We start from the raw sequence: 18,098 nt of genomic DNA, 5'->3' as shown, positions 1-18,098 counted from the left end.
TGTTTGCCAGTTCAATTTTCTCTGAAATTTTGAACTTACAGAATGAAATCTAGCATCCTATTAGACGGTAAAGCGATTTCCGAAAAAATTCGAAATCGTATCGCAGAAACATTAGCGAAAGCTAAATCCGAGGGTAAGGGAATTCCTACTCTTGCCACCATCCTTGTCGGTAACAACCCCGCTTCCGAAACCTATGTGAATATGAAGGTGAAGGCCTGCGAAAAAGTGGGTATGGTATCGCGTTATGTGCGACTAAAAGAAGAGACTACCACCGAAGAACTGTTAGCCGAAATTAGAAAATTGAATGCCGACAGCTCTGTAAACGGGATTCTTTTACAACATCCTGTCCCTCACCAAATCGACGAACGTTTGTGTTTTGATGAAATTGCCTTGGAGAAGGATGTGGATGGTGTAACTACCGTTTCCTTTGGGAAACTATCAATGAATAGTGAGGCATATTATCCGTGCACTCCGTACGGAATGGTTCTTCTTCTGCAGGAATATGGAATTGATGTTACTGGAAAACATGCAGTGGTAGTGGGAAGGTCCCCTATTCTTGGAAAACCCATGGCAATTATGCTCACGAATCTAAATGCTACTGTAACTCTTTGCCATTCCAAAACCAAAAACCTTCCAGAGCTTGTTAAACAAGCGGACATTGTGGTTGGTGCTGTTGGGAAACCTGAATTCATTCAGGCCGATTGGATTAAAGATGGGGCAGTAATCTTGGATGCAGGTTATAATGTTGGCAATGTGGGGGATATTGAAATTTCGAAAGCCAAGGACAAAGCTTCCTACTACACCCCAGTTCCTGGAGGAGTTGGTCCAATGACAATCTCAGTACTTTTACTTCAAACTATGTATAGTTTTTTAAATCAATTTTCTCCTAAGTTGGATTCTCATGCCTCAAACCGCTAGTTTTGATGAATGTTTCCAGACGGTTCCCAAATTAGATCCACCTTCGGATTTAGATAGTTTTTGGAAGGATGGGATTGCCGAATTAAAAAAAGTACCGATCAAGGCCACATACAAAACGGTTTTGAAAGGATCTTTTATTTGGGAATCACTTAATGATGTGAGTTTTCAAAGTATCGACAATCATGTGTTACATGGAAAACTTGCAATCCCGAGAAAAAGGGGAAATAGACCCGTCGTAGTATATTTCCATGATTATTTGGCAGTTCCTGAAGAAATCCAAAAAGGGTATTCTGATTTGGGTGTGGCTCAGCTCCATGTCACCTTACGTGGACATGGTGAAGAAATGGTTCATGCACCTTTAGATCCAACCACAGGGAAGGCTCCTATTGGTTGGACTCCTAATTATTTTGCACATGGTCTCGATCAAAAAGAAGAGTTCTATATGCGGAAACTCTATCTAGACGTGATTCGAACTATTGAGTTTCTACGTTTAACAGACGGGATTGATGGAGACCAAATTATTTTACATGGGAAGTCCCTTGGATCTGCACTTTCAGTATTTGGAGCTGCCTACTCCGATCGTATTAAGGGTTTGATTTTAGAAACACCTTCTTTCTGTTATATCGATAAGGATCAAATTTCTTTAAAAGGAAATCCATGGGTTCGGGAACTCACTCCCTTATTAGAGAAAAGGGCCACTAAAAAAGTTGATTATAAGAAGGAATTAGCTTATTTTGATGCTCTCAACTTTGCAAAAAAAATAAAAATTCCAGCCCTTGTTTCCTGTGGAATGGAAGATGTTATCTCTCATCCAAAATCCACCTTTGCTTTGTTCAATCATCTAAATTGTGACAAACGAATGCAGCTATATCCCACCGAAGGAAACGAAGCAGGGAAAGACAAACAACCACAAGCAAATTTAGAATTTGTAAAAGAAATTTTTGCCCTATGACTCGAGTTCCCTTCGTTTTTCAAAATTCTAAATCGGGGAAAAAGGAAACTTTTCGACCAAAAGATGAAACTAATGTAACTATTTACTCCTGTGGACCGACCGTTTATAATTTTGCTCATATTGGTAATATTCGGTCCTTTTTGTTCGTGGATGTTTTACGTCGAGCTCTTTTGTTAGGTGGTTATAAGTTGAACCAATCAATGAATATCACCGATATCGATGACAAAATTATCAACGAATCGATCAAAAGAAAAATCAGTGTAGAAGAATTCACGAAACCTTGGACAGAAGCTTTTTTTAAAGATTTAGAAACTTTGCATGTGCAAAAATTAGAGCATTATCCTAAGGCAACCGAGTCCATTGAGGATATGGTTGGCCTAGTGGAAACACTCCAATCCAATGGCCTGGTTTATGAAAAAGATGGGAACTTATACTTTTCGATTCAGAAGTTTTCCCGGTATGGAGAACTATCTAAAATTGATGTTTCTGGGATGAAGTCTGGTGTTCGTTATGATGCCGATGAATATGATAAGGATGACGTGAGAGATTTTGTCCTTTGGAAAAATCAAAAGACCGAAGAGGAAAAGTGTTGGCATACTCGGATTGGGAACGGGCGTCCCGGTTGGCATTTGGAATGTTCGGCTATGATTCGCAAAGTGTACGGATCGGGTGTGGATATCCATACTGGTGGAATTGATCTTCTCTTTCCTCATCATGAAAACGAAGCTGCTCAAAGTCTTGGTGCCTATCCAAATGAAGAGTTTGTCGGAACTTGGCTTCACTGCGAACATCTATTGGTTGATGGAGAAAAGATGTCTAAAAGTAAGGGAAATTTCTATACCTTACGAGACATGTTAGAAAAGGGATATGATCCGAATTCAATTCGTTATCATTTGATCTCTGCACATTACAGAAGTAAGTTGAATTTTTCACTTAACAAACTTGAAGAATCTAAAATAGCGATGGATCGGATTCAGAATGTGATCTATCGTGTTTTAGAAGCTGGTAATTTGTGGGATCAGGTTCCAAATAGTTTTGAAAACAGGGATTTAACTAATTCTGAATTACAAAATCTAAACCTGGAATTTATAAATTCACTTGCAGATGATTTAAATGTTCCAAAAGCTTTGGCTTCTGTTTTTGAACTAGTTCGGATTGTGAATCAGTATTTGGATGCCAATCAGAATACTATAGATATTTCTTTTTTAAAAGAGTCCATTCAACTTTTCTATAAAATCAATGAACTCTTTGCTGTGTTTCAATTTAAAAAACAAATCCAATCTATAGATGGTATTTCTGAAGAATGGATTTTAGAACAAATCGAACTAAGAAAGACCGCCAAACAAAACAAAGATTTCTCAACTGCCGACAAAATTCGTAAAGAGTTGGAAGAAAAAGGAATCCTTCTCGCTGATACAAAAGAAGGAAGAACCACATGGAAAAAAATCCAGTAGAAATACTTTTTGGAAAACGTAACTTTTTTGAATTTTTAGAGTCATTAGACCAAGTGGCTCCCGAACGTGGAATCAAAACCATTCGCGAGGTCATCGTAAAAGATTCCCTCGGAAATGAAGAAAAACAAAGGATTCGTCAGTACATTCCGAACTCAATTAAATTTACGACAGTATCGACTCGCGAACTAGATCGTATTGCCTCTGATAAAAACCACCAAGGTTATGTGATCATTCGTACCAAACAGAAATCGTTTTTGTCACTCGGATTTGAACAGTTCAAACAGAATGTGAAGGTCGGCGATGGCCCCATTTTAATTTTAGATCGGATTCAAGATCCAGGAAATCTTGGAAACATTTTGAGAACGGCAGAATGCATGGGCGTAAAACATGTATTAATGTCTGATAGAGATACTTCTCCTATCACTCCCGTTGTGGAAAAAGTTTCTGCGGGAGCTGTTCACCATTTGCAGATTTATCGAGTGGCAAACCTGATGCATGGGATGGAGTATCTCAAAAAAAATGAATATTGGATTTTGGCTACTGATGAGGAAGGGGAAGAATCCATTTGGGAAACTTTACCAGAAGCCTCGCAGATGGCGGTGATCATGGGAAATGAAGGTGAAGGAGTGAAACGTCTGCTTTTAGAAGAAGCGGATTATGTGGCAAGGATTCCTCTTTTTGGTTCTGTGACTTCTCTCAATGTTGTGGTTGCTTGTGGCATCACTTTGGATCGGATTCAAAATGTTTCGCGTTAGGCGAAAGATCCTATCTAGTTTTATATTATTCCTAATAGGAATTTTTGTATTTCAATCGTGTATCTATGATTTTTACAGAAAGGAATTTGCTTCCGATAAGAAAAAAAACTATGAGTTATTGATTTTGGCACTTCTTGGTCTTTTGCCAAATCCAAATCAGAAACTGTTTGGTTTCGCTTCTGGATTTTCTAGAAATCTTTCAGATTCACAATTTGTTACTGCAGATTATTTCCCTAAAACGGGTAGAAAGAAATTAGTTTTGATCCATGGTTGGAATCCAGCAGAAAGAGATTCAGATCCTGTTACCAACGATGAAAAAAAAATCCAGAATATAAAAAACACTTTTTCCAATGGAATGATCCACTTTCAAGAAGGAAGGGCTTCTGCAAACAGTGATTTTGATCTTTACCTTTATACTTATCGCACTTCTAATAGTATCCTTGTTAATGGGAGGCAATTTCACTCCACACTTCGCTCTAACTTTTCTGATTCAGACCAAGTGTATATTATAGCTCATTCGATGGGAGGACTTGTAACCCGAGTGGCTTTATCTCCTGAAACTGGTTTTCTTCCATTTGTCCGTTTGGTAGTAACTCTTGCGAGTCCACAATTTGGATCCCCGTTTGCTACTCCCAGTTTTTTAAATAGTAATCCTTTTTTAAATGAACTAGGAAGTTATCTTGTGGGAACACAAGGTGGTTCGGAGCTTGCTTATACAAACCAAGGTGCGGGACAACCCCATTTGTCGGGAGCAGAAAATCTGGTTTTAGACGCACTCAATCAATCCTATCAAAGCTCCGGTCTGAATGGAAGGTTTGTTAGTTTTGCGGGCGTAATGAGTGGCTGTAATAATGTGCAAACCGTTTATTATAATGCAGGTTGTAACATTTTAAATAATGCCGGTTTTACGCAGTCAGATGGGATTGTTCCGATCAATAGCGCAAGGCTTGGGAATCTATCTTATAAACAAATCAATATTGCCGATTGTGACCATTCTATGATGGCTTTTCAAACGATAAGCCCAGATGATGTTAAAAGTCTGAATCTTTTTACGCAAGTGATTACGGAAATTCGTAATTCTCCGTACTAACCACTCGCTTACATTTTAGTTTTATCTTGTAAAGATTGGAGTGCTTGGTATAAACCAAATAATCCTAAAAGAAATACTGGAAGGCCAATAAGGATATTTCCTTCGTTCCAAGCAATACACTGGATTGTATACAATCCACCGAAAACAAAACATAAACCAGAAAGTGTTCCCATCAAGGATAGAACCAAATGGTTGGGATAAATGATTTGTTTCTGATGGGATCCTTTATCGAAAAGACCTTTCCAAAAGAAAAATGGTGGTTTTGTTTTCTCGTAGAATTGAACTAACACATCTCGATTGGTAATCGGTAAAAGATAGGTAGAGAAAATTAGTAATAGGCTTGATGTTATAGAAGTGTAGAGAATGGAATAAGGGAATTCTATTTTTAGATAAACAGAAAAGAGTAAATACAAAACTGGAGAAAGGATAAAGGCTAAAATTTCTGTCCAAGCCGAGATTCGCCAAAAAAACCACCGAGCGATTAAAATAAAACCAATCCCTGATGATGCTTCCAGTAAAAAAACCCATGCTCCTTTGATAGTTTCCATCCCGTAGACCGCAAGGAAAAAGGAGCAAACCGCTGTTATTACTTGGACAACATAAGATACCTTTAGATAGTATGAATCAGATTTTCCCTTCTCTAACATAGGTTTCCAAAGATCATTCACAAGATAGGAAGCTCCCCAATTTAAATGTGTTGCTAGTGTGGACAGGTAAGCTGCAAGAAAGGCACTGAGCATAAGTCCCATCATTCCACTGGGCATTCCTTCCTGTAGTACCATTAAAAATCCTTTCCCACTTTCCACTTCTGATAGATTTGGATAAAGGATGATAGAAACTAGAGCCACAAGTATCCAAGGCCAGGGCCTAACAAAGTAATGGGCAATGACAAACCATAAAGAACCTTTGAGTGCGGCATCTTCATTTTTAGTAGCGAGGATTCGTTGTGCAATGTAACCACCCCCACCAGGTTCCGAACCTGGATACCAACTAGACCACCAAAGTACAGTTAGGAGAATTAAAAAATGGTCCCAAGGTAGAGTTCCAGAGGTTCCATTAGGGAAAAATAGGATTTTGTTACTATTGAGTTTTGATTTTAGGCCTTCTAACCCACCGATAGCTGGTAAGTTTACTGCAAAATAAGCAAAAAGAATACAGCCCATCCAAGCTAAAAAGAATTGGAAAACATCAATATAGGAAATACCTCGAAGACCAGCAATAGAAGTATAGAAAACACCAAATAACAGCAGATATATGAGAACATGAGATGCAATTAAACTCGGAAAGAAAACAGGAATGATTTTTAACATTGCTAAATTGACCCAACCAAGAATCACTAAGTTGAGTAAAAAACCGATGACGAAGGCTTTGAATCCACGTAAAAAATTTGCTTCCTTTCCGCTGTAACGAAGTCCGATAAGTTCCAAATCTGTGGAGGCACCAGACCTCTTCCACAACTTGGAAAAGAAAAATACCGTGACAAATCCGCCAATGGCCATATACCACCAAATCCAATTTCCTGCAATCCCTTGTCCTCGTATGATCTCTGTTACGGCAAGGGGAGTATCTGCTGCAAAAGTAGTTGCGACCATGGCGGTTCCCGCAACAAACCAAGACAAACTGCCTTCTGCTTGAAAGTATTCTTTCGTGGATTTTTGTTTGGATCGAAAACGAAATAGAATGAGGATAATGACTACAAAAGGAAAAAGAAAAAAAACATAATCAAGAAAATGAAAAGGAATCATAATCTCACTTTGATTCCCATCTCTTTCATAGTTTGTTTTGTTTCTTGGATGGAAAATTCTCCAAAGTGAAAAATAGAAGCTGCAAGGACTGCATCAGCACCACCACGTAGGATGACTTCTGCCATATGTTCTGGATTCCCTGCACCACCTGAGGCGATGATGGGAATCGATAGGTTTGATGTGAATGATTTCATTAGTGTGATATCAAAACCATCTTTAGTTCCATCCTTGTCCATAGAGGTAAGAAGGATTTCTCCCGCACCCATCTCGAAAGCTTCCCTACCCCAATCCAGAGCTTCCCTACCAGTTTCTAAACGCCCGCCATTCAAGTATACTTCGTATCTTTTACGTTCTGGATGAAATTTAACATCGATAGCACAAACAATACATTGTGATCCATAAATTTCACTGGAATCTTTCAGTAATTGCGGGTTTTGAAAAGCGCTGGTATTGATTGAAACTTTATCAGCTCCTTTATTGAGTACTGCTTTAACATCTTCGATGGTACGAATCCCTCCACCGACGGTGAAAGGAATAAAAAGTCTATTTGCTACTTGTTCTACCAAATGCAGAAGGATATCTCGTTTGTCAGAAGAAGCGGTGATATCTAAAAAACAAAGTTCATCTGCTTTGTTTTCCTCATAAGCCACTGCACAAGCAACAGGATCACCGGCATCGACTAGGTTTACGAATTGTATCCCTTTGACAACCCTTCCGCCCTTTATATCCAAACAAGGAATGACTCTTTTTGTTAGTTCATCCATGTTAGGTGATCTCGGTAGGAAGTACCAATTTACAAATTTCTAATTCAGAAGCTGATTTTGCATAACTTAGGAGTTTTGTTTCATCAAAATGGGAGGAAGTAATTTGTAACCCAATCGGAAGTCCATTCGAATCTAGTCCTGCTGGGCAACTGATGGCAGGAACTCCCGCTAAGTTGACGGATGTAGTAAGAATGTCTGCCTGGTACATTTGAATTGGATCTTTTGTTTTTTCCCCGACTTTGAATGCCGTTGTGGGTGATGTAGGTTGGAAGATGATATCCACTGTTTTAAAGAATTCCGCATACTGTTTACGAATAAGCACCCTTGCTTTTTGAGCCTTACCGTAATATGCATCATAATAACCCGAACTGAGGGAAAATGTTCCTAGTAATATACGGCGTTTGACTTCTGGTCCAAAACCTGCAGTTCTAGATTCAGAGTATAAATCTTCTAATTTTCCAGCACCTTCCTTACGTAATCCGTAGCGGATTCCATCAAAGCGGCTTAAGTTGGAGGAACATTCTGCAGTGGCAATCAAATAATAAACTGGAATAGCATACTTTAACAAAGAAAAATCGAGGGGAACAAGAGTAGCTCCTTTGGATTCTAGCGTTTTTAGAATTTCCGTGTAACGTTTGTTTACATCAGGTGAAAAGTTAAATTCTTCTGATTTCATCACCCCAATTCGTTTGCCTTTCCAATCCACAGAGGAAACAGAACTTGCTTCGAATGGATTTACCTTTGCCGTTGTTTGGTCTTTGTGATCGAGACCTGAGATAATTTCCATAAGATCCGAGATCCCTTGTAAGTCATTGGAAAAGGGACCAATTTGGTCAAGGCTGGAAGCATAAGCTATAAGTCCATACCTGGACACACGACCGTAGGTAGGTTTAAGTCCCCAAATCCCACAAAGTGCTGCAGGTTGCCTGATAGATCCACCTGTATCGGATCCAAGTGAAACAGGTAACATCGAGGCTGCGACAGCCGCCGCCGAACCACCGCTAGATCCTCCAGGAATACGACTTGTATCAAAAGGATTTCTAGTTGTTTGGTAGGCACTATTTTCTGTCGAGGATCCCATGGCAAACTCATCCATATTGAGTCTTGGGAATAATACAAATCCTTTGTCTTTTAGCCTTTGAATGACGGATGCATCATAGGGAGAACGAAAGTTTTCGAGAATCTTAGATGAACAAGATGTGATCTCCCCAGTGATACAGATGTTGTCTTTGATTCCGATGGGGATTCCATCAAATTCAGAAAGTAATTTTCCGGATTTTCTCCTATTGTCACTTTCTTCAGCTTGTTTTAAAATTCGCTCTTTGTTGAATTCAAGAAAAGCTTTTACCTTGGAATCAGTTCCTTCAATCCTTTTGATATAAGCAGAAACTAAGTCTGCTGATTTTAAGGAACCATCATTTAGTTTCGTTTTAATTTCAGAATATGTGAGAAAAATTAAGTCTTTCATGTTTCAATTACCTTGGGAACCACAACGTATCCATTTTCATAGGAAGGAGCAATTTTTGCGAGATCGTCTCGCTTTAAACTGTTCTCCGCAAAGTCCTTTCTCAATTCATAGAAGATTTGTTCATAGATTTCATCATTACCTACACTAGTTGTGTCTAGATTTTTAATTTCATCTACGTATTGTACAATCCGAGAAAAGTCATTTAACATAGAAGAAACTTCCGTATCATCTATGTTAAGTTTTGCCAAGTGGGCAATGTTTTTTAATTCTTTTTCATCCATAATGTTTCCTCAGTATGCATTCCTATCTATAATTGTCTTAAGGGGGGTGAGTAAAATGATCTTGATATCGAGAAGTAGAGACCAGTTTTCAATGTAAAAAATATCAGCTTCAATTCGTTTTTCGATCGAAGTATCTCCTCGGAATCCTTGCACTTGTGCCCAACCTGTGATCCCAGCTTTTGCTGCATGCCGTCTCATATACTGTTGGTGTTCGTTTCTAAATTTTTCTACATAAAAAGGACGTTCTGGTCTCGGTCCCACAACAGACATATCGCCCAGTAATACATTAAAAAATTGGGGAGTTTCATCTAATGATAATTTACGTAAAACAGCACCCACTACTGTGACACGAGGGTCATCTTTTACAGTCCAGAGTGTATCCGATTTTTCTTTTGCTTGCACTACCATGGATCGAAACTTGAGCATTCCGAAAACCTTATTATCGAGACCAACTCTTTCTTGTTTGTAAAAAATGGGACCTTTACTCGTTAACTTCACAAGTAAAGCAATGATCAGATAGAATGGGCTGAATAATAAGATAAAAAATAGGGAAAAGAAAATATCAAAAGTTCTTTTTAATACTAAGTTGTATCCCAATCGCAAAGGAATATTACGAATCGAGATAATGGGAATCCCGTCCAATACTTCCACTCTTCCTTTGGCAGTAACGATTTCTTCGTAACTTGGAATGACTTTTAAATCAATACCATGAAAGTCTGCAATATCAATAATCTCTTTGAGAGAATCACCTTCTTCATGCGATAATGCATAGACGATTAAATCGATATTGTTTTCTTCAACGTAAGGCTCTAATTTTCCAGTTGTTGTAACGGTTTGGATTTTCTTGGGGGAAAGATTTTTTTTTCCAGCTACAAAACCCTTTACTGTATAACCATAAATGGAATGTTTTTTGATAGTTTCAGAAAAATTAATCGCAGACTTTCCTGTTCCAATGATAAGAACAGACTTTAGATTGAATCCTCGACTGCGCAAATATTGCATAAAGGATCGCAAAATATAGTGGGAAAATGAAGTAAGGATGACTGTGCAAATAGCAAAGTAACCGATGACTAACCTCGAAAAACTTTCACCTCGAAAGAAAAACAAAAGAGAAAGTACAACGAGTAAGTTTAAAACCACTCCCGTAATGATTGCAAATAGTTCATCAGAAAAAGATAAACCTCTTCGCGGGTGGTATAAATCGATGGAGAGGAATGATAAAACCTGAGAGAAACCAAGTACAACGCCCAAAATCAAATAATTTATAGGATCAATGGTTTGGATTTGAAAACTCGAATCGGGTGATAAATAATATCGGATTGTATAAGCGCATACAAAGCTTGTCAGTGCTATGAAGAAGTCTGTTACAAGGAATAGGAGTTTGAAGGATTGGCTTCTTTCTTTTAACATTTGTAACTCTATTAATCCGTTAAGTCTGTGGATGTTCCATCAAGTGGACGTTTGCGGAACCTATACAACCGAACTCTTGTCGCCTGAGCAGACGCAGAATCGCCAAAACTAAAATTGGTTAAGTTAACAGAAAAGTATACAGACTGATCGTAAAAAGTCAATTGGTTGTTCATTGTTAGACCTCCTGGTAGCGCCCGTAAATTCATACTATAACCCAAACGATATTCCCAGTTGTGTAGGTCGAGTTTTAAGGTCATCATAAACCTGTTGATATTAAAGACAGTTTTTTGTCTTTCTGTTTGGCCTTGGGCACCTGTTCCTGCAGCTAAATCTTCCCAAATTGTAGTTTGATCGTAATTAGTTCCTGTTTGGGATGTATACATTTCCGGACTAGTATTCATTGCATAAAACTGACCTTGTGCAAGAGCTGTAAGACGCCAAGGTTCTGTGACTCGTGAATCAAGTTCTAATTCAACACCGGAATATCTTGTGACTTTGACATCAGTTCTAAAGAAAAATCTGTAACTATCCAAATAACTATCTTTATACACATGATACCAGGTAGACCCTACTTCTAAACTTCGAAAAGCACGGATAATTGGCCAAGAAAAACCTCCCATTTTATAAGAAAGGGTAAGGTTATTTGATAAGGATCTATTTTGAGGGGTATGGTGCACATAATCATTGTTAATAAATACACCAGAATAGAAGTTTCGTTTTCTTTCCAAAAGACTTGGTCTACGTGTTGTAAAACCGTCTACAAAGTCAAAAAATCCGCCCACTCTCACAACAGTATAATACCATCGTTGCATATTGGTAAGCCCCGGATTGTAAGAGGATGAAAATTGGCGTAAATCTCTAATGGTTCTTACCGAGATGTCCCAATCATTGAGCGCATAACTTTCTAATGCTAACTCAGCCTCATTCTGACGTAAATTTCCAAGGATGGGGTCTTTTGCCTCTGCCTTATCTGCGTCTAAACGTCGGTAAGTAGTAGATAGAAAGATTTCAGGAATTCCCATTCGAACTGTATGTGATTGCCTTACATACTGATAGGATTGTTGTTTTAATAGTGTGGAGTATGCTTTGTTTACGTCTCTGTCTGGACTGTTTAAATCATTTCCAGATCCAGGATATTCCACCGTTTGTTTCGTAGCACCCATATAAACAGAGGGTGTAAAGGACATATAAGCACCCATGGTTATTGGAGATCGAAATCCTGTTTCACCGATTACGTTGGTTTGCGATCGTAAAACAAAGTCTTGGTACTGACTTCTTGGATCCACAACACCTGTTGTTGGATTGGTTCTCTGTTGGGGAGCGCCGTAGATTCGATTGATATTGGTTTGAAAAAATAAATCCCAATAAATAGGACTATTAGTACCAGGAACCAAACCAATGTTACTAGAATTTCTAATTGTAACTGCTGGTAACGTATCTTGTGCTGCAAAGTATTGATTGGCTTGGATTTGGTAAACAAGAGTTCGGCTCATTGCAATTCCGACACTCAAGTCTCCTCGGTTCTCAGTATAGTTTAAGTTCCAATTTAATAAGTTTCGGATAAGACCAAAACGAACATCTCTATAAGAGTATAATGATTGAAGTGAATTTGATGGTTGGTATCTGTTCCCAAATTCATAGTCAAATTGGCGATTGCTATAATTTTCGTATTGGATTTGAACGTTTCTAGTGTAGTCACGCGAAAAATCATTGAATTTTGCATTCAATCGAAGGTCCGTTTTCCACCAAGGATCATAGTTAACGCCCGTATTGCGGTAAGGTAATCCTGTATTCGGGAACATCTCTCCGCGATCCACGTTATTCGTAACAGCAACGTTTCCAATACCACCATTACGGAACCGATCTTCATACACAGGTGTTATTGTATTATTCTTATAATTAGCGTATCCAAGATTGATATTGTAATTTAAAATTGGTGATACTTTCCACATCTCCAACTGTGCGGCTTGTCCCGTTTTTTCATACATATCAAAACGAAATTTATAACCATTGGCGAGTAGAAGACTATTCGGATAAGAATCGGACCATTGGTAAGAGTTTTGCCAAAACCAACCTTGTGTATTGTTTTTACCAACTTGTGTTGTGACTCCGTTTCCTGACTCAGAATTGTATAAAACGGGAAGCCAAAATAATGGAGTTCCCCCTACTTTATAGGAAACTCGGTAGGCTACAACGGACTTATCATCATGGATAATGATTTTTCTAGCTTGAAAAGATTCATGAGGAAGTTCCGCATTACAGGCAGTAAAGTATCCCATCTCCAAAAGGTATCTTTTTTCATCTAAACGTTTTATCTTTTGTCCAATGAAGTATGATGGATACATACTAAGTTTGGAATTATACACAACACCTTGGTTTATTTTTAAATCGTAGATCATCCGGTCGCCATTTACTTTGGCAGTACCGTCTTTGTATTCCACGCCACCTTCTGCATAGACCTCTTGTCGATTCGCATCGATGGAGACTGAGTCAGCAACTAGTTCGCCCGATCTAATTTTGAGTCGAACTTTACCGCGAAGGACAAGGACCCCACCCTTCGTTTTATCAATATTCAAAAGTTGCCCTTCCGCAGCATTTTGGATTTGAATTGGTGGGCCTTTTTTTGTTTGTGAACTTAGTAATGCTTCAGGAGTTAACGCCTGTTCTTCTTCGGGAACGAGTGCCTCGCGTAGTCTTTCTCTTTTTGTATAAATGGTTCCCGATGGATTGAGTCCCAAATTCCGAAGATTGTCCTCTACTTCTCTATCAGACATGGAATCCACTGATTTTCTGACAAGTCCACGTTGCACTTGGGCAGTAGTTTGTTTTCTTTCTTCTTCTTGAGCGTTTTTTGTTGGACTAGATTGGTCGGGAAAAGTGAGTTTTAGTCCGTTGATATCCTGCGCCAGAATTTCCATTCCGAAGAGAAAACCATAAAATAATATGAGAAAACGAATGGATTTTTGCACAGCGGGCTTTGAAAGTATAGAACGACAGTTTTACACCGGTCGAAAAAATCAATGGAAAACCAGGCAGAATTTCGAACAGGAATCCTGTATTTTATCGGAAAAAGAGGTTGCGAAACTATTCATGTAATGGACATAATCAAATGGCTCATTCCTTGGGCATCCGGGAGTTTTGAATGGCAAAAACCTACTCTGGAGAGCGTATTCCTGGTACTTTGCGGTACAATCTCAAAGTTCGAGAGGGAAGTACGGAACATTGTTTTACGGTTCCAGAACCATCAATCCAAATTCCCATGGAAGGTTTCGGACCGGATGAAAGTGCCAACCGGTTAGCCCTGGCTATCCTTTTAGATTTCACAAAAAACCCACAAACCTCGTTCTTATATTACAAAGACTTCAATTTTTTCTTAAGTGGCCTTTTTTTGGAAGATAATTGGATGTTACATTCCAATCGCATAGATTTATTTTTTAAACTGTTAGAAGAAACTCCCCCGATATCCAAATCTTTGGTGTTAGGGAAGCGCTAACAATTGTTATAGTGGTTTTATGATCGGTAGGGTAAAAAACCAGGAAGAGGATTCTTCATCCCTATACATTTTTCCCTTGTGTTCGGTAACTATACTTTTTGTAACTTCTAAGGAATTCATTTGAGAAATTCCTTTCATTAAATCCTCTGCTCCATTGTCCTTAATTTGAATGAGAATGTGACTTGTTCCGTCAGCTTCTGCTTGTTTTAGGATGATTGTAATTTTTCTACCGATAGTATCTTTTCTCGTATTGACTCGGACCCTTGCATCTTGGATGAGGTTGAGGAGAACTTGTTTGATTTTTTGAGGTTGGCAATAAGCAAGTGGTACATCGCCTACTTCAATTTCACATTGGATTCCTTCTTTTAAAAAATACTGGTGTAGGAAGGAACGAGTGTCACTTAGAATACTACCCAAGTTGGAATAGTTCCATTGAGAAGAAGTGGATTGTGAATAGGAAACTAAGTTTTTGATGATTTTTGCAATTCGTTCCGATTCTTCTGCGATTTTGGATGCTTTTTCACCCAAAGAGGGATTACTTAATTTTTTTGCTTCTAACGAAATTAGGTCCGCCAAATTTAAAATGGATGTGAGTGGATTATTGATTTCATGGGAAATCCCAGAGGCGACCAGTGCTATCGTTTCCCATTTCTGATTTTCAGCAAGCCTACTTTCTACATTACGAATATGCTTTTGCACTTGGGATTTATAAATTGCCATTTCGACAGAAATATACAAATCACGACTGTTAAATGGTTTGATTAAGTAACCAAAGGGTTCCGTGGCCTTGGCTCGGTTGATGGTAGCTTCGTCCGAATAAGCAGTTAGATAGATAACGGGGATTTCTTTTGTTTTTTTTATGATACTTGCGATTTCAATTCCATCCATTGGACCATTAAGCATAATATCCATTAACACTAAGTCAAAGTGTTCGTTTTCAATATGTTCAATGGCATCGTTTGCATCGGAAACATAACTTGCGTTGTATCCATATTGTTTCAAGGTAGAACATATATTGATTGCAATGATTCTTTCGTCTTCAACGACAAGGATCCTCTTAACGTCTGTTTCTTTATCTGTTCCCACAACTGCTGTCATATTCTTTAAAACCGGTTTCATCTATCAAATACAATAATTAGAGTTTGTCAACAGAATCCGTACAACAAATCTCTGTATTGTGAATGAGGATTTAAACGAAGCCCAAAAATCAGTCATTTTATCACCTCCTGGCCCTGTCCTAGTCGTTGCGGGTGCAGGTACTGGGAAAACGAACACTCTTGTCAATAAATTGGCAGCTCTCGTTCAGAGTGGACTAGAGCCGAGTTCCCTACTCCTTTTAACCTTCACGAGAAGGGCAGCCAAAGAGATGTTGAACCGTGCAACGAAAAAACTAGACTCTCGAATGTTATCCGTACAAGGCGGAACCTTTCACTCGTTTTGTCACCATTTTTTACGTAAGCATTCGTTGGCTGTTTCCCTCAATTCCAATTTTACGATTTTGGATGAAGATGATGCCACAAGCCTTGTGGGTATGGCGAGAGACCAATTCGTTTCCAAGGAGTCCAAAGTCCGGTTTCCGAAAAAGGAAACTCTTGCGGAGATATTCTCAAGTTGTTTCAATCTTCAGATTTCTTTGGAAAAAGTTCTGCAAAAGGACTACCCAATGTTTCTTGGTCTCACAAAAGAAATTCAAGAAATCAAATCTAAATTTGCAGAATTAAAGCTAAAACACAATTCCCTGGATTTTGACGATTTACTAGATTTCACAAGAAAGATCTTAATGGAAGAAGAATCGATCCGCGAAAGGATTGGGTTACAATATAAATATATTTTAGTCGATGAATACCAAGACACTAATCGGATTCAAGCACATATTGCTTGTTTACTGGCAAGTAAACATCAAAATATAATTGTCGTTGGTGATGATGCTCAGTGTATTTACGGTTTTCGCGGGGCCAACGTACACAATATGTTGGATTTCCCAAAAATTTTCCCTAATACAAAAACAATCCATCTAACAGAAAACTATCGAAGCACACAATCCATTTTGGATTTAGCAAATGCCGTTTTGAACGAAAGTAAAGAAAACTATAAAAAAATATTAATATCACATACGCAAGGTTCTTTAAACAAACCAATACATACTAAGTTTGAATCTGCTGAAGAGGAAGCTACCTGGATTGCGGATAAAATATTGGAATTGTATGAAGATAACATCCCTTTGTCGGAAATGGCAGTCCTATTCCGAGCTGGTTATATTTCAAACCTTCTGGAAGTCAAACTGAGTGCGAAACAAATCCCGTTCCGTAAATATGGGGGAAAACGTTTTTTGGATTTAGCACATGTGAAGGATCTTCTTGCTTACCTTCGCATTATCGACAATCCCAAAGATATCCTTTCTTGGAACCGGGTTTTACTTTTGGAAAAAAACATTGGAAAAAAATATGCGCAAGTTCTTTATAAAAATCTAGAACTGAACCATTTCCAATATGATATGTTGGAAAGTTCCCCTACATTTTATTTGGGTATTCCTGAAGCAGTTAAGTCATCCTTTCAAAGATTAATCCAAATTTTACAAGAAAATATTGTAAGTTTAAGAAATAGTCAGGCGGTAGTGGAAACCGTTCTTTCACACTACTTACCAATTTTAGAACAGGAATATGATGATTTTGAGAGACGGAAACAGGATTTGGATTCATTGAAAATTTTAGCCAAATCGACTGAGAACCTTTCTGAATACCTTGCAAATTTAACTCTAGATCCTACGGAAAAAAAAGATACAAACTCTTTGGATACAGAGGAAGATGAATTTCTGACACTGTCCACAATTCATTCAGCAAAGGGATTAGAATGGAAGTATGTATTTACCATGCATTTGGTGGAAGGAAGTTTACCAAGTTCTAGGATCAAAACTGTCCAAGATTTGGAGGAAGAAAGACGATTGTTTTATGTAGCTATCACTCGGGCAAAACAAGGTTTGTTTTTAACATCACCTGTATTCACTGATAAAAACCGATTAACAACTATCAGCCGATTCCTAGTCGATTTACCCAATCTTTCCGATTTAGTGGAAGTAGTTCATCCAGAAATTGCAAACAATCAAATGGAAGGTACAAAAGCTGATTCGGAAAACGACCGGTTTCAGGACATCCAAAGATACTTTTTGAATTGATTTCTAACAAATCACCCTCTAGGATGGGTTCAGATTTGGGGGACGTATGAAATTATTCATTCGCAGTTTGGTTTGTGGAGTTTTACTTTTGCCGCTATTTATGGCTTGTGCTTCACAAGATACAAAAGATGTTTCTGATCCATCCAACCAAGATTCGAAAACAAACTCACGAGCTGCCAATTTAGAAGATCCAGAAAAAGGTGGAAAGAAGTTTGGTTGTATCGAAGGAAACTGTGTTAATGGAATCGGTAAATATGTGTATGATAATGGAGATGTCTACACAGGGTCTTTCAAAAACGACTTACGGGAAGGTCCTGGAAGTTTTCTCTACTCTGATGGTGAGAAGTTTAGTGGTACATATATAGAAGATAAAAAACAAGGCCCCGGTGAATATAATTTCAAAAACGGGGACAAGTATATTGGAGAATTTCAAAACGGACAAATCAACGGAAAAGGAACTTATAGTTTCAAAGATGGTAAATCTGTTTCTGGTGATTTTACTTCTGATGGTCAGGAAGGTATCGGTGTACTTACTGATGAAGGTAAAGCCAGGAATTGTAAAATCGCAGGAAGAAAACTTCTCTGCGAATAAATAT

General features: G+C 38.3%; 15 protein-coding genes. 8 read left to right on the top strand and 7 right to left on the bottom strand.

Going from position 1 to position 18,098, the window contains the following annotated elements; translation table 11 throughout:
- Positions 1-42: 42 nt before the first annotated feature.
- Genes folD through LEP1GSC195_RS05665 form a run of 5 tightly spaced genes read left to right on the top strand, consistent with a single transcriptional unit; the run spans position 43 to position 5,169 of the window.
- The gene (folD, locus tag LEP1GSC195_RS05685) at positions 43-918 is read left to right on the top strand and encodes a bifunctional methylenetetrahydrofolate dehydrogenase/methenyltetrahydrofolate cyclohydrolase FolD (protein ID WP_015680655.1); all 876 of its coding nucleotides are present in this window, start codon (positions 43-45) and stop codon (positions 916-918) included.
- Complete coding sequence (locus LEP1GSC195_RS05680) at positions 902-1,870, top strand: acetylxylan esterase (RefSeq protein ID WP_015682658.1); 969 nt, start codon at positions 902-904, stop codon at positions 1,868-1,870. The genes folD and LEP1GSC195_RS05680 overlap by 17 nt, the downstream gene beginning before the upstream one ends.
- Positions 1,867-3,324: a cysteine--tRNA ligase gene (gene cysS, locus LEP1GSC195_RS05675; protein ID WP_015681923.1), complete on the top strand. Its 1,458-nt coding sequence runs from the start codon at positions 1,867-1,869 to the stop codon at positions 3,322-3,324. Before LEP1GSC195_RS05680 ends, cysS begins: the two co-directional genes overlap by 4 nt.
- A complete protein-coding gene (gene rlmB, locus LEP1GSC195_RS05670; RefSeq protein WP_015681521.1) occupies positions 3,306-4,079 on the top strand; it encodes a 23S rRNA (guanosine(2251)-2'-O)-methyltransferase RlmB in 774 nt (257 codons plus the stop codon). The genes cysS and rlmB overlap by 19 nt, the downstream gene beginning before the upstream one ends.
- A complete protein-coding gene (locus LEP1GSC195_RS05665) occupies positions 4,066-5,169 on the top strand; it encodes an esterase/lipase family protein (protein ID WP_015682024.1) in 1,104 nt (367 codons plus the stop codon). The genes rlmB and LEP1GSC195_RS05665 overlap by 14 nt, the downstream gene beginning before the upstream one ends.
- 8 nt (positions 5,170-5,177) lie before the next feature.
- Here the strand turns inward: LEP1GSC195_RS05665 and LEP1GSC195_RS05660 are convergent, their stop codons facing one another.
- The 6 genes from LEP1GSC195_RS05660 to LEP1GSC195_RS05635 are packed head-to-tail and all read right to left on the bottom strand — an operon-like array spanning position 5,178 to position 13,755.
- The gene (locus tag LEP1GSC195_RS05660; RefSeq protein ID WP_015682783.1) at positions 5,178-6,914 is read right to left on the bottom strand and encodes a sodium:solute symporter family protein; all 1,737 of its coding nucleotides are present in this window, start codon (positions 6,912-6,914) and stop codon (positions 5,178-5,180) included.
- Positions 6,911-7,678: an imidazole glycerol phosphate synthase subunit HisF gene (hisF, locus tag LEP1GSC195_RS05655; protein WP_015681050.1), complete on the bottom strand. Its 768-nt coding sequence runs from the start codon at positions 7,676-7,678 to the stop codon at positions 6,911-6,913. Before hisF ends, LEP1GSC195_RS05660 begins: the two co-directional genes overlap by 4 nt.
- Before the next feature lies 1 nt (position 7,679).
- On the bottom strand, positions 7,680-9,146 hold the full coding sequence (gatA, locus tag LEP1GSC195_RS05650) for an Asp-tRNA(Asn)/Glu-tRNA(Gln) amidotransferase subunit GatA (RefSeq protein ID WP_015681230.1): 1,467 nt from the start codon (positions 9,144-9,146) through the stop codon (positions 7,680-7,682).
- The gene (gene gatC / locus LEP1GSC195_RS05645) at positions 9,143-9,427 is read right to left on the bottom strand and encodes an Asp-tRNA(Asn)/Glu-tRNA(Gln) amidotransferase subunit GatC (protein ID WP_015682207.1); all 285 of its coding nucleotides are present in this window, start codon (positions 9,425-9,427) and stop codon (positions 9,143-9,145) included. The genes gatA and gatC overlap by 4 nt, the downstream gene beginning before the upstream one ends.
- Before the next feature lie 9 nt (positions 9,428-9,436).
- Positions 9,437-10,837 carry an undecaprenyl-phosphate glucose phosphotransferase gene (locus tag LEP1GSC195_RS05640; RefSeq protein ID WP_015681435.1) on the bottom strand — a complete coding sequence of 467 codons (1,401 nt, stop codon included), beginning with the start codon at positions 10,835-10,837 and terminating at the stop codon, positions 9,437-9,439.
- An 11-nt stretch (positions 10,838-10,848) separates the two neighbouring features.
- Positions 10,849-13,755 carry an LPS-assembly protein LptD gene (locus LEP1GSC195_RS05635; RefSeq protein ID WP_051122371.1) on the bottom strand — a complete coding sequence of 969 codons (2,907 nt, stop codon included), beginning with the start codon at positions 13,753-13,755 and terminating at the stop codon, positions 10,849-10,851.
- A gap of 224 nt (positions 13,756-13,979) precedes the next feature.
- Between LEP1GSC195_RS05635 and LEP1GSC195_RS05630 the strand changes: the two genes are divergently transcribed.
- Entirely contained in the window at positions 13,980-14,330 is a 351-nt protein-coding gene (locus LEP1GSC195_RS05630; protein ID WP_015680546.1) for a hypothetical protein, read from the top strand.
- A 6-nt stretch (positions 14,331-14,336) separates the two neighbouring features.
- Here the strand turns inward: LEP1GSC195_RS05630 and LEP1GSC195_RS05625 are convergent, their stop codons facing one another.
- Positions 14,337-15,428 (bottom strand): response regulator, encoded by a 1,092-nt coding sequence (locus LEP1GSC195_RS05625; protein ID WP_015682505.1) that lies wholly within the window; start codon positions 15,426-15,428, stop codon positions 14,337-14,339.
- A 79-nt stretch (positions 15,429-15,507) separates the two neighbouring features.
- Between LEP1GSC195_RS05625 and LEP1GSC195_RS05620 the strand changes: the two genes are divergently transcribed.
- Together LEP1GSC195_RS05620 and LEP1GSC195_RS05615 are read left to right on the top strand one after the other, a co-directional pair.
- Positions 15,508-17,502 (top strand): ATP-dependent helicase, encoded by a 1,995-nt coding sequence (locus tag LEP1GSC195_RS05620; RefSeq protein WP_015682107.1) that lies wholly within the window; start codon positions 15,508-15,510, stop codon positions 17,500-17,502.
- A gap of 46 nt (positions 17,503-17,548) precedes the next feature.
- On the top strand, positions 17,549-18,094 hold the full coding sequence (locus tag LEP1GSC195_RS05615) for an MORN repeat-containing protein (protein WP_015681141.1): 546 nt from the start codon (positions 17,549-17,551) through the stop codon (positions 18,092-18,094).
- Positions 18,095-18,098: the final 4 nt, after the last annotated feature.

This window comes from Leptospira wolbachii serovar Codice str. CDC (assembly GCF_000332515.2).
Classification (GTDB): Bacteria; Spirochaetota; Leptospiria; order Leptospirales; family Leptospiraceae; genus Leptospira_A; species Leptospira_A wolbachii.
Note: the sequence above shows the minus strand (reverse complement) of the source record. Positions and strands in the feature narration are given on the sequence as shown.

Bases quoted from the DNA above. Each gene is read 5' to 3' on its own strand.
- folD (WP_015680655.1), top strand. From the start codon at position 43: ATGAAATCTAGCATCCTATTAGACGGTAAAGCGATTTCCGAAAAAATT.
- LEP1GSC195_RS05680 (WP_015682658.1), top strand. From the start codon at position 902: ATGCCTCAAACCGCTAGTTTTGATGAATGTTTCCAGACGGTTCCCAAA.
- cysS (WP_015681923.1), top strand. From the start codon at position 1,867: ATGACTCGAGTTCCCTTCGTTTTTCAAAATTCTAAATCGGGGAAAAAG.
- rlmB (WP_015681521.1), top strand. From the start codon at position 3,306: ATGGAAAAAAATCCAGTAGAAATACTTTTTGGAAAACGTAACTTTTTT.
- LEP1GSC195_RS05665 (WP_015682024.1), top strand. From the start codon at position 4,066: ATGTTTCGCGTTAGGCGAAAGATCCTATCTAGTTTTATATTATTCCTA.
- LEP1GSC195_RS05660 (WP_015682783.1), bottom strand. From the start codon at position 6,914: ATGATTCCTTTTCATTTTCTTGATTATGTTTTTTTTCTTTTTCCTTTT.
- hisF (WP_015681050.1), bottom strand. From the start codon at position 7,678: ATGGATGAACTAACAAAAAGAGTCATTCCTTGTTTGGATATAAAGGGC.
- gatA (WP_015681230.1), bottom strand. From the start codon at position 9,146: ATGAAAGACTTAATTTTTCTCACATATTCTGAAATTAAAACGAAACTA.
- gatC (WP_015682207.1), bottom strand. From the start codon at position 9,427: ATGGATGAAAAAGAATTAAAAAACATTGCCCACTTGGCAAAACTTAAC.
- LEP1GSC195_RS05640 (WP_015681435.1), bottom strand. From the start codon at position 10,837: ATGTTAAAAGAAAGAAGCCAATCCTTCAAACTCCTATTCCTTGTAACA.
- LEP1GSC195_RS05635 (WP_051122371.1), bottom strand. From the start codon at position 13,755: ATGGAAATTCTGGCGCAGGATATCAACGGACTAAAACTCACTTTTCCC.
- LEP1GSC195_RS05630 (WP_015680546.1), top strand. From the start codon at position 13,980: ATGGCAAAAACCTACTCTGGAGAGCGTATTCCTGGTACTTTGCGGTAC.
- LEP1GSC195_RS05625 (WP_015682505.1), bottom strand. From the start codon at position 15,428: ATGACAGCAGTTGTGGGAACAGATAAAGAAACAGACGTTAAGAGGATC.
- LEP1GSC195_RS05615 (WP_015681141.1), top strand. From the start codon at position 17,549: ATGAAATTATTCATTCGCAGTTTGGTTTGTGGAGTTTTACTTTTGCCG.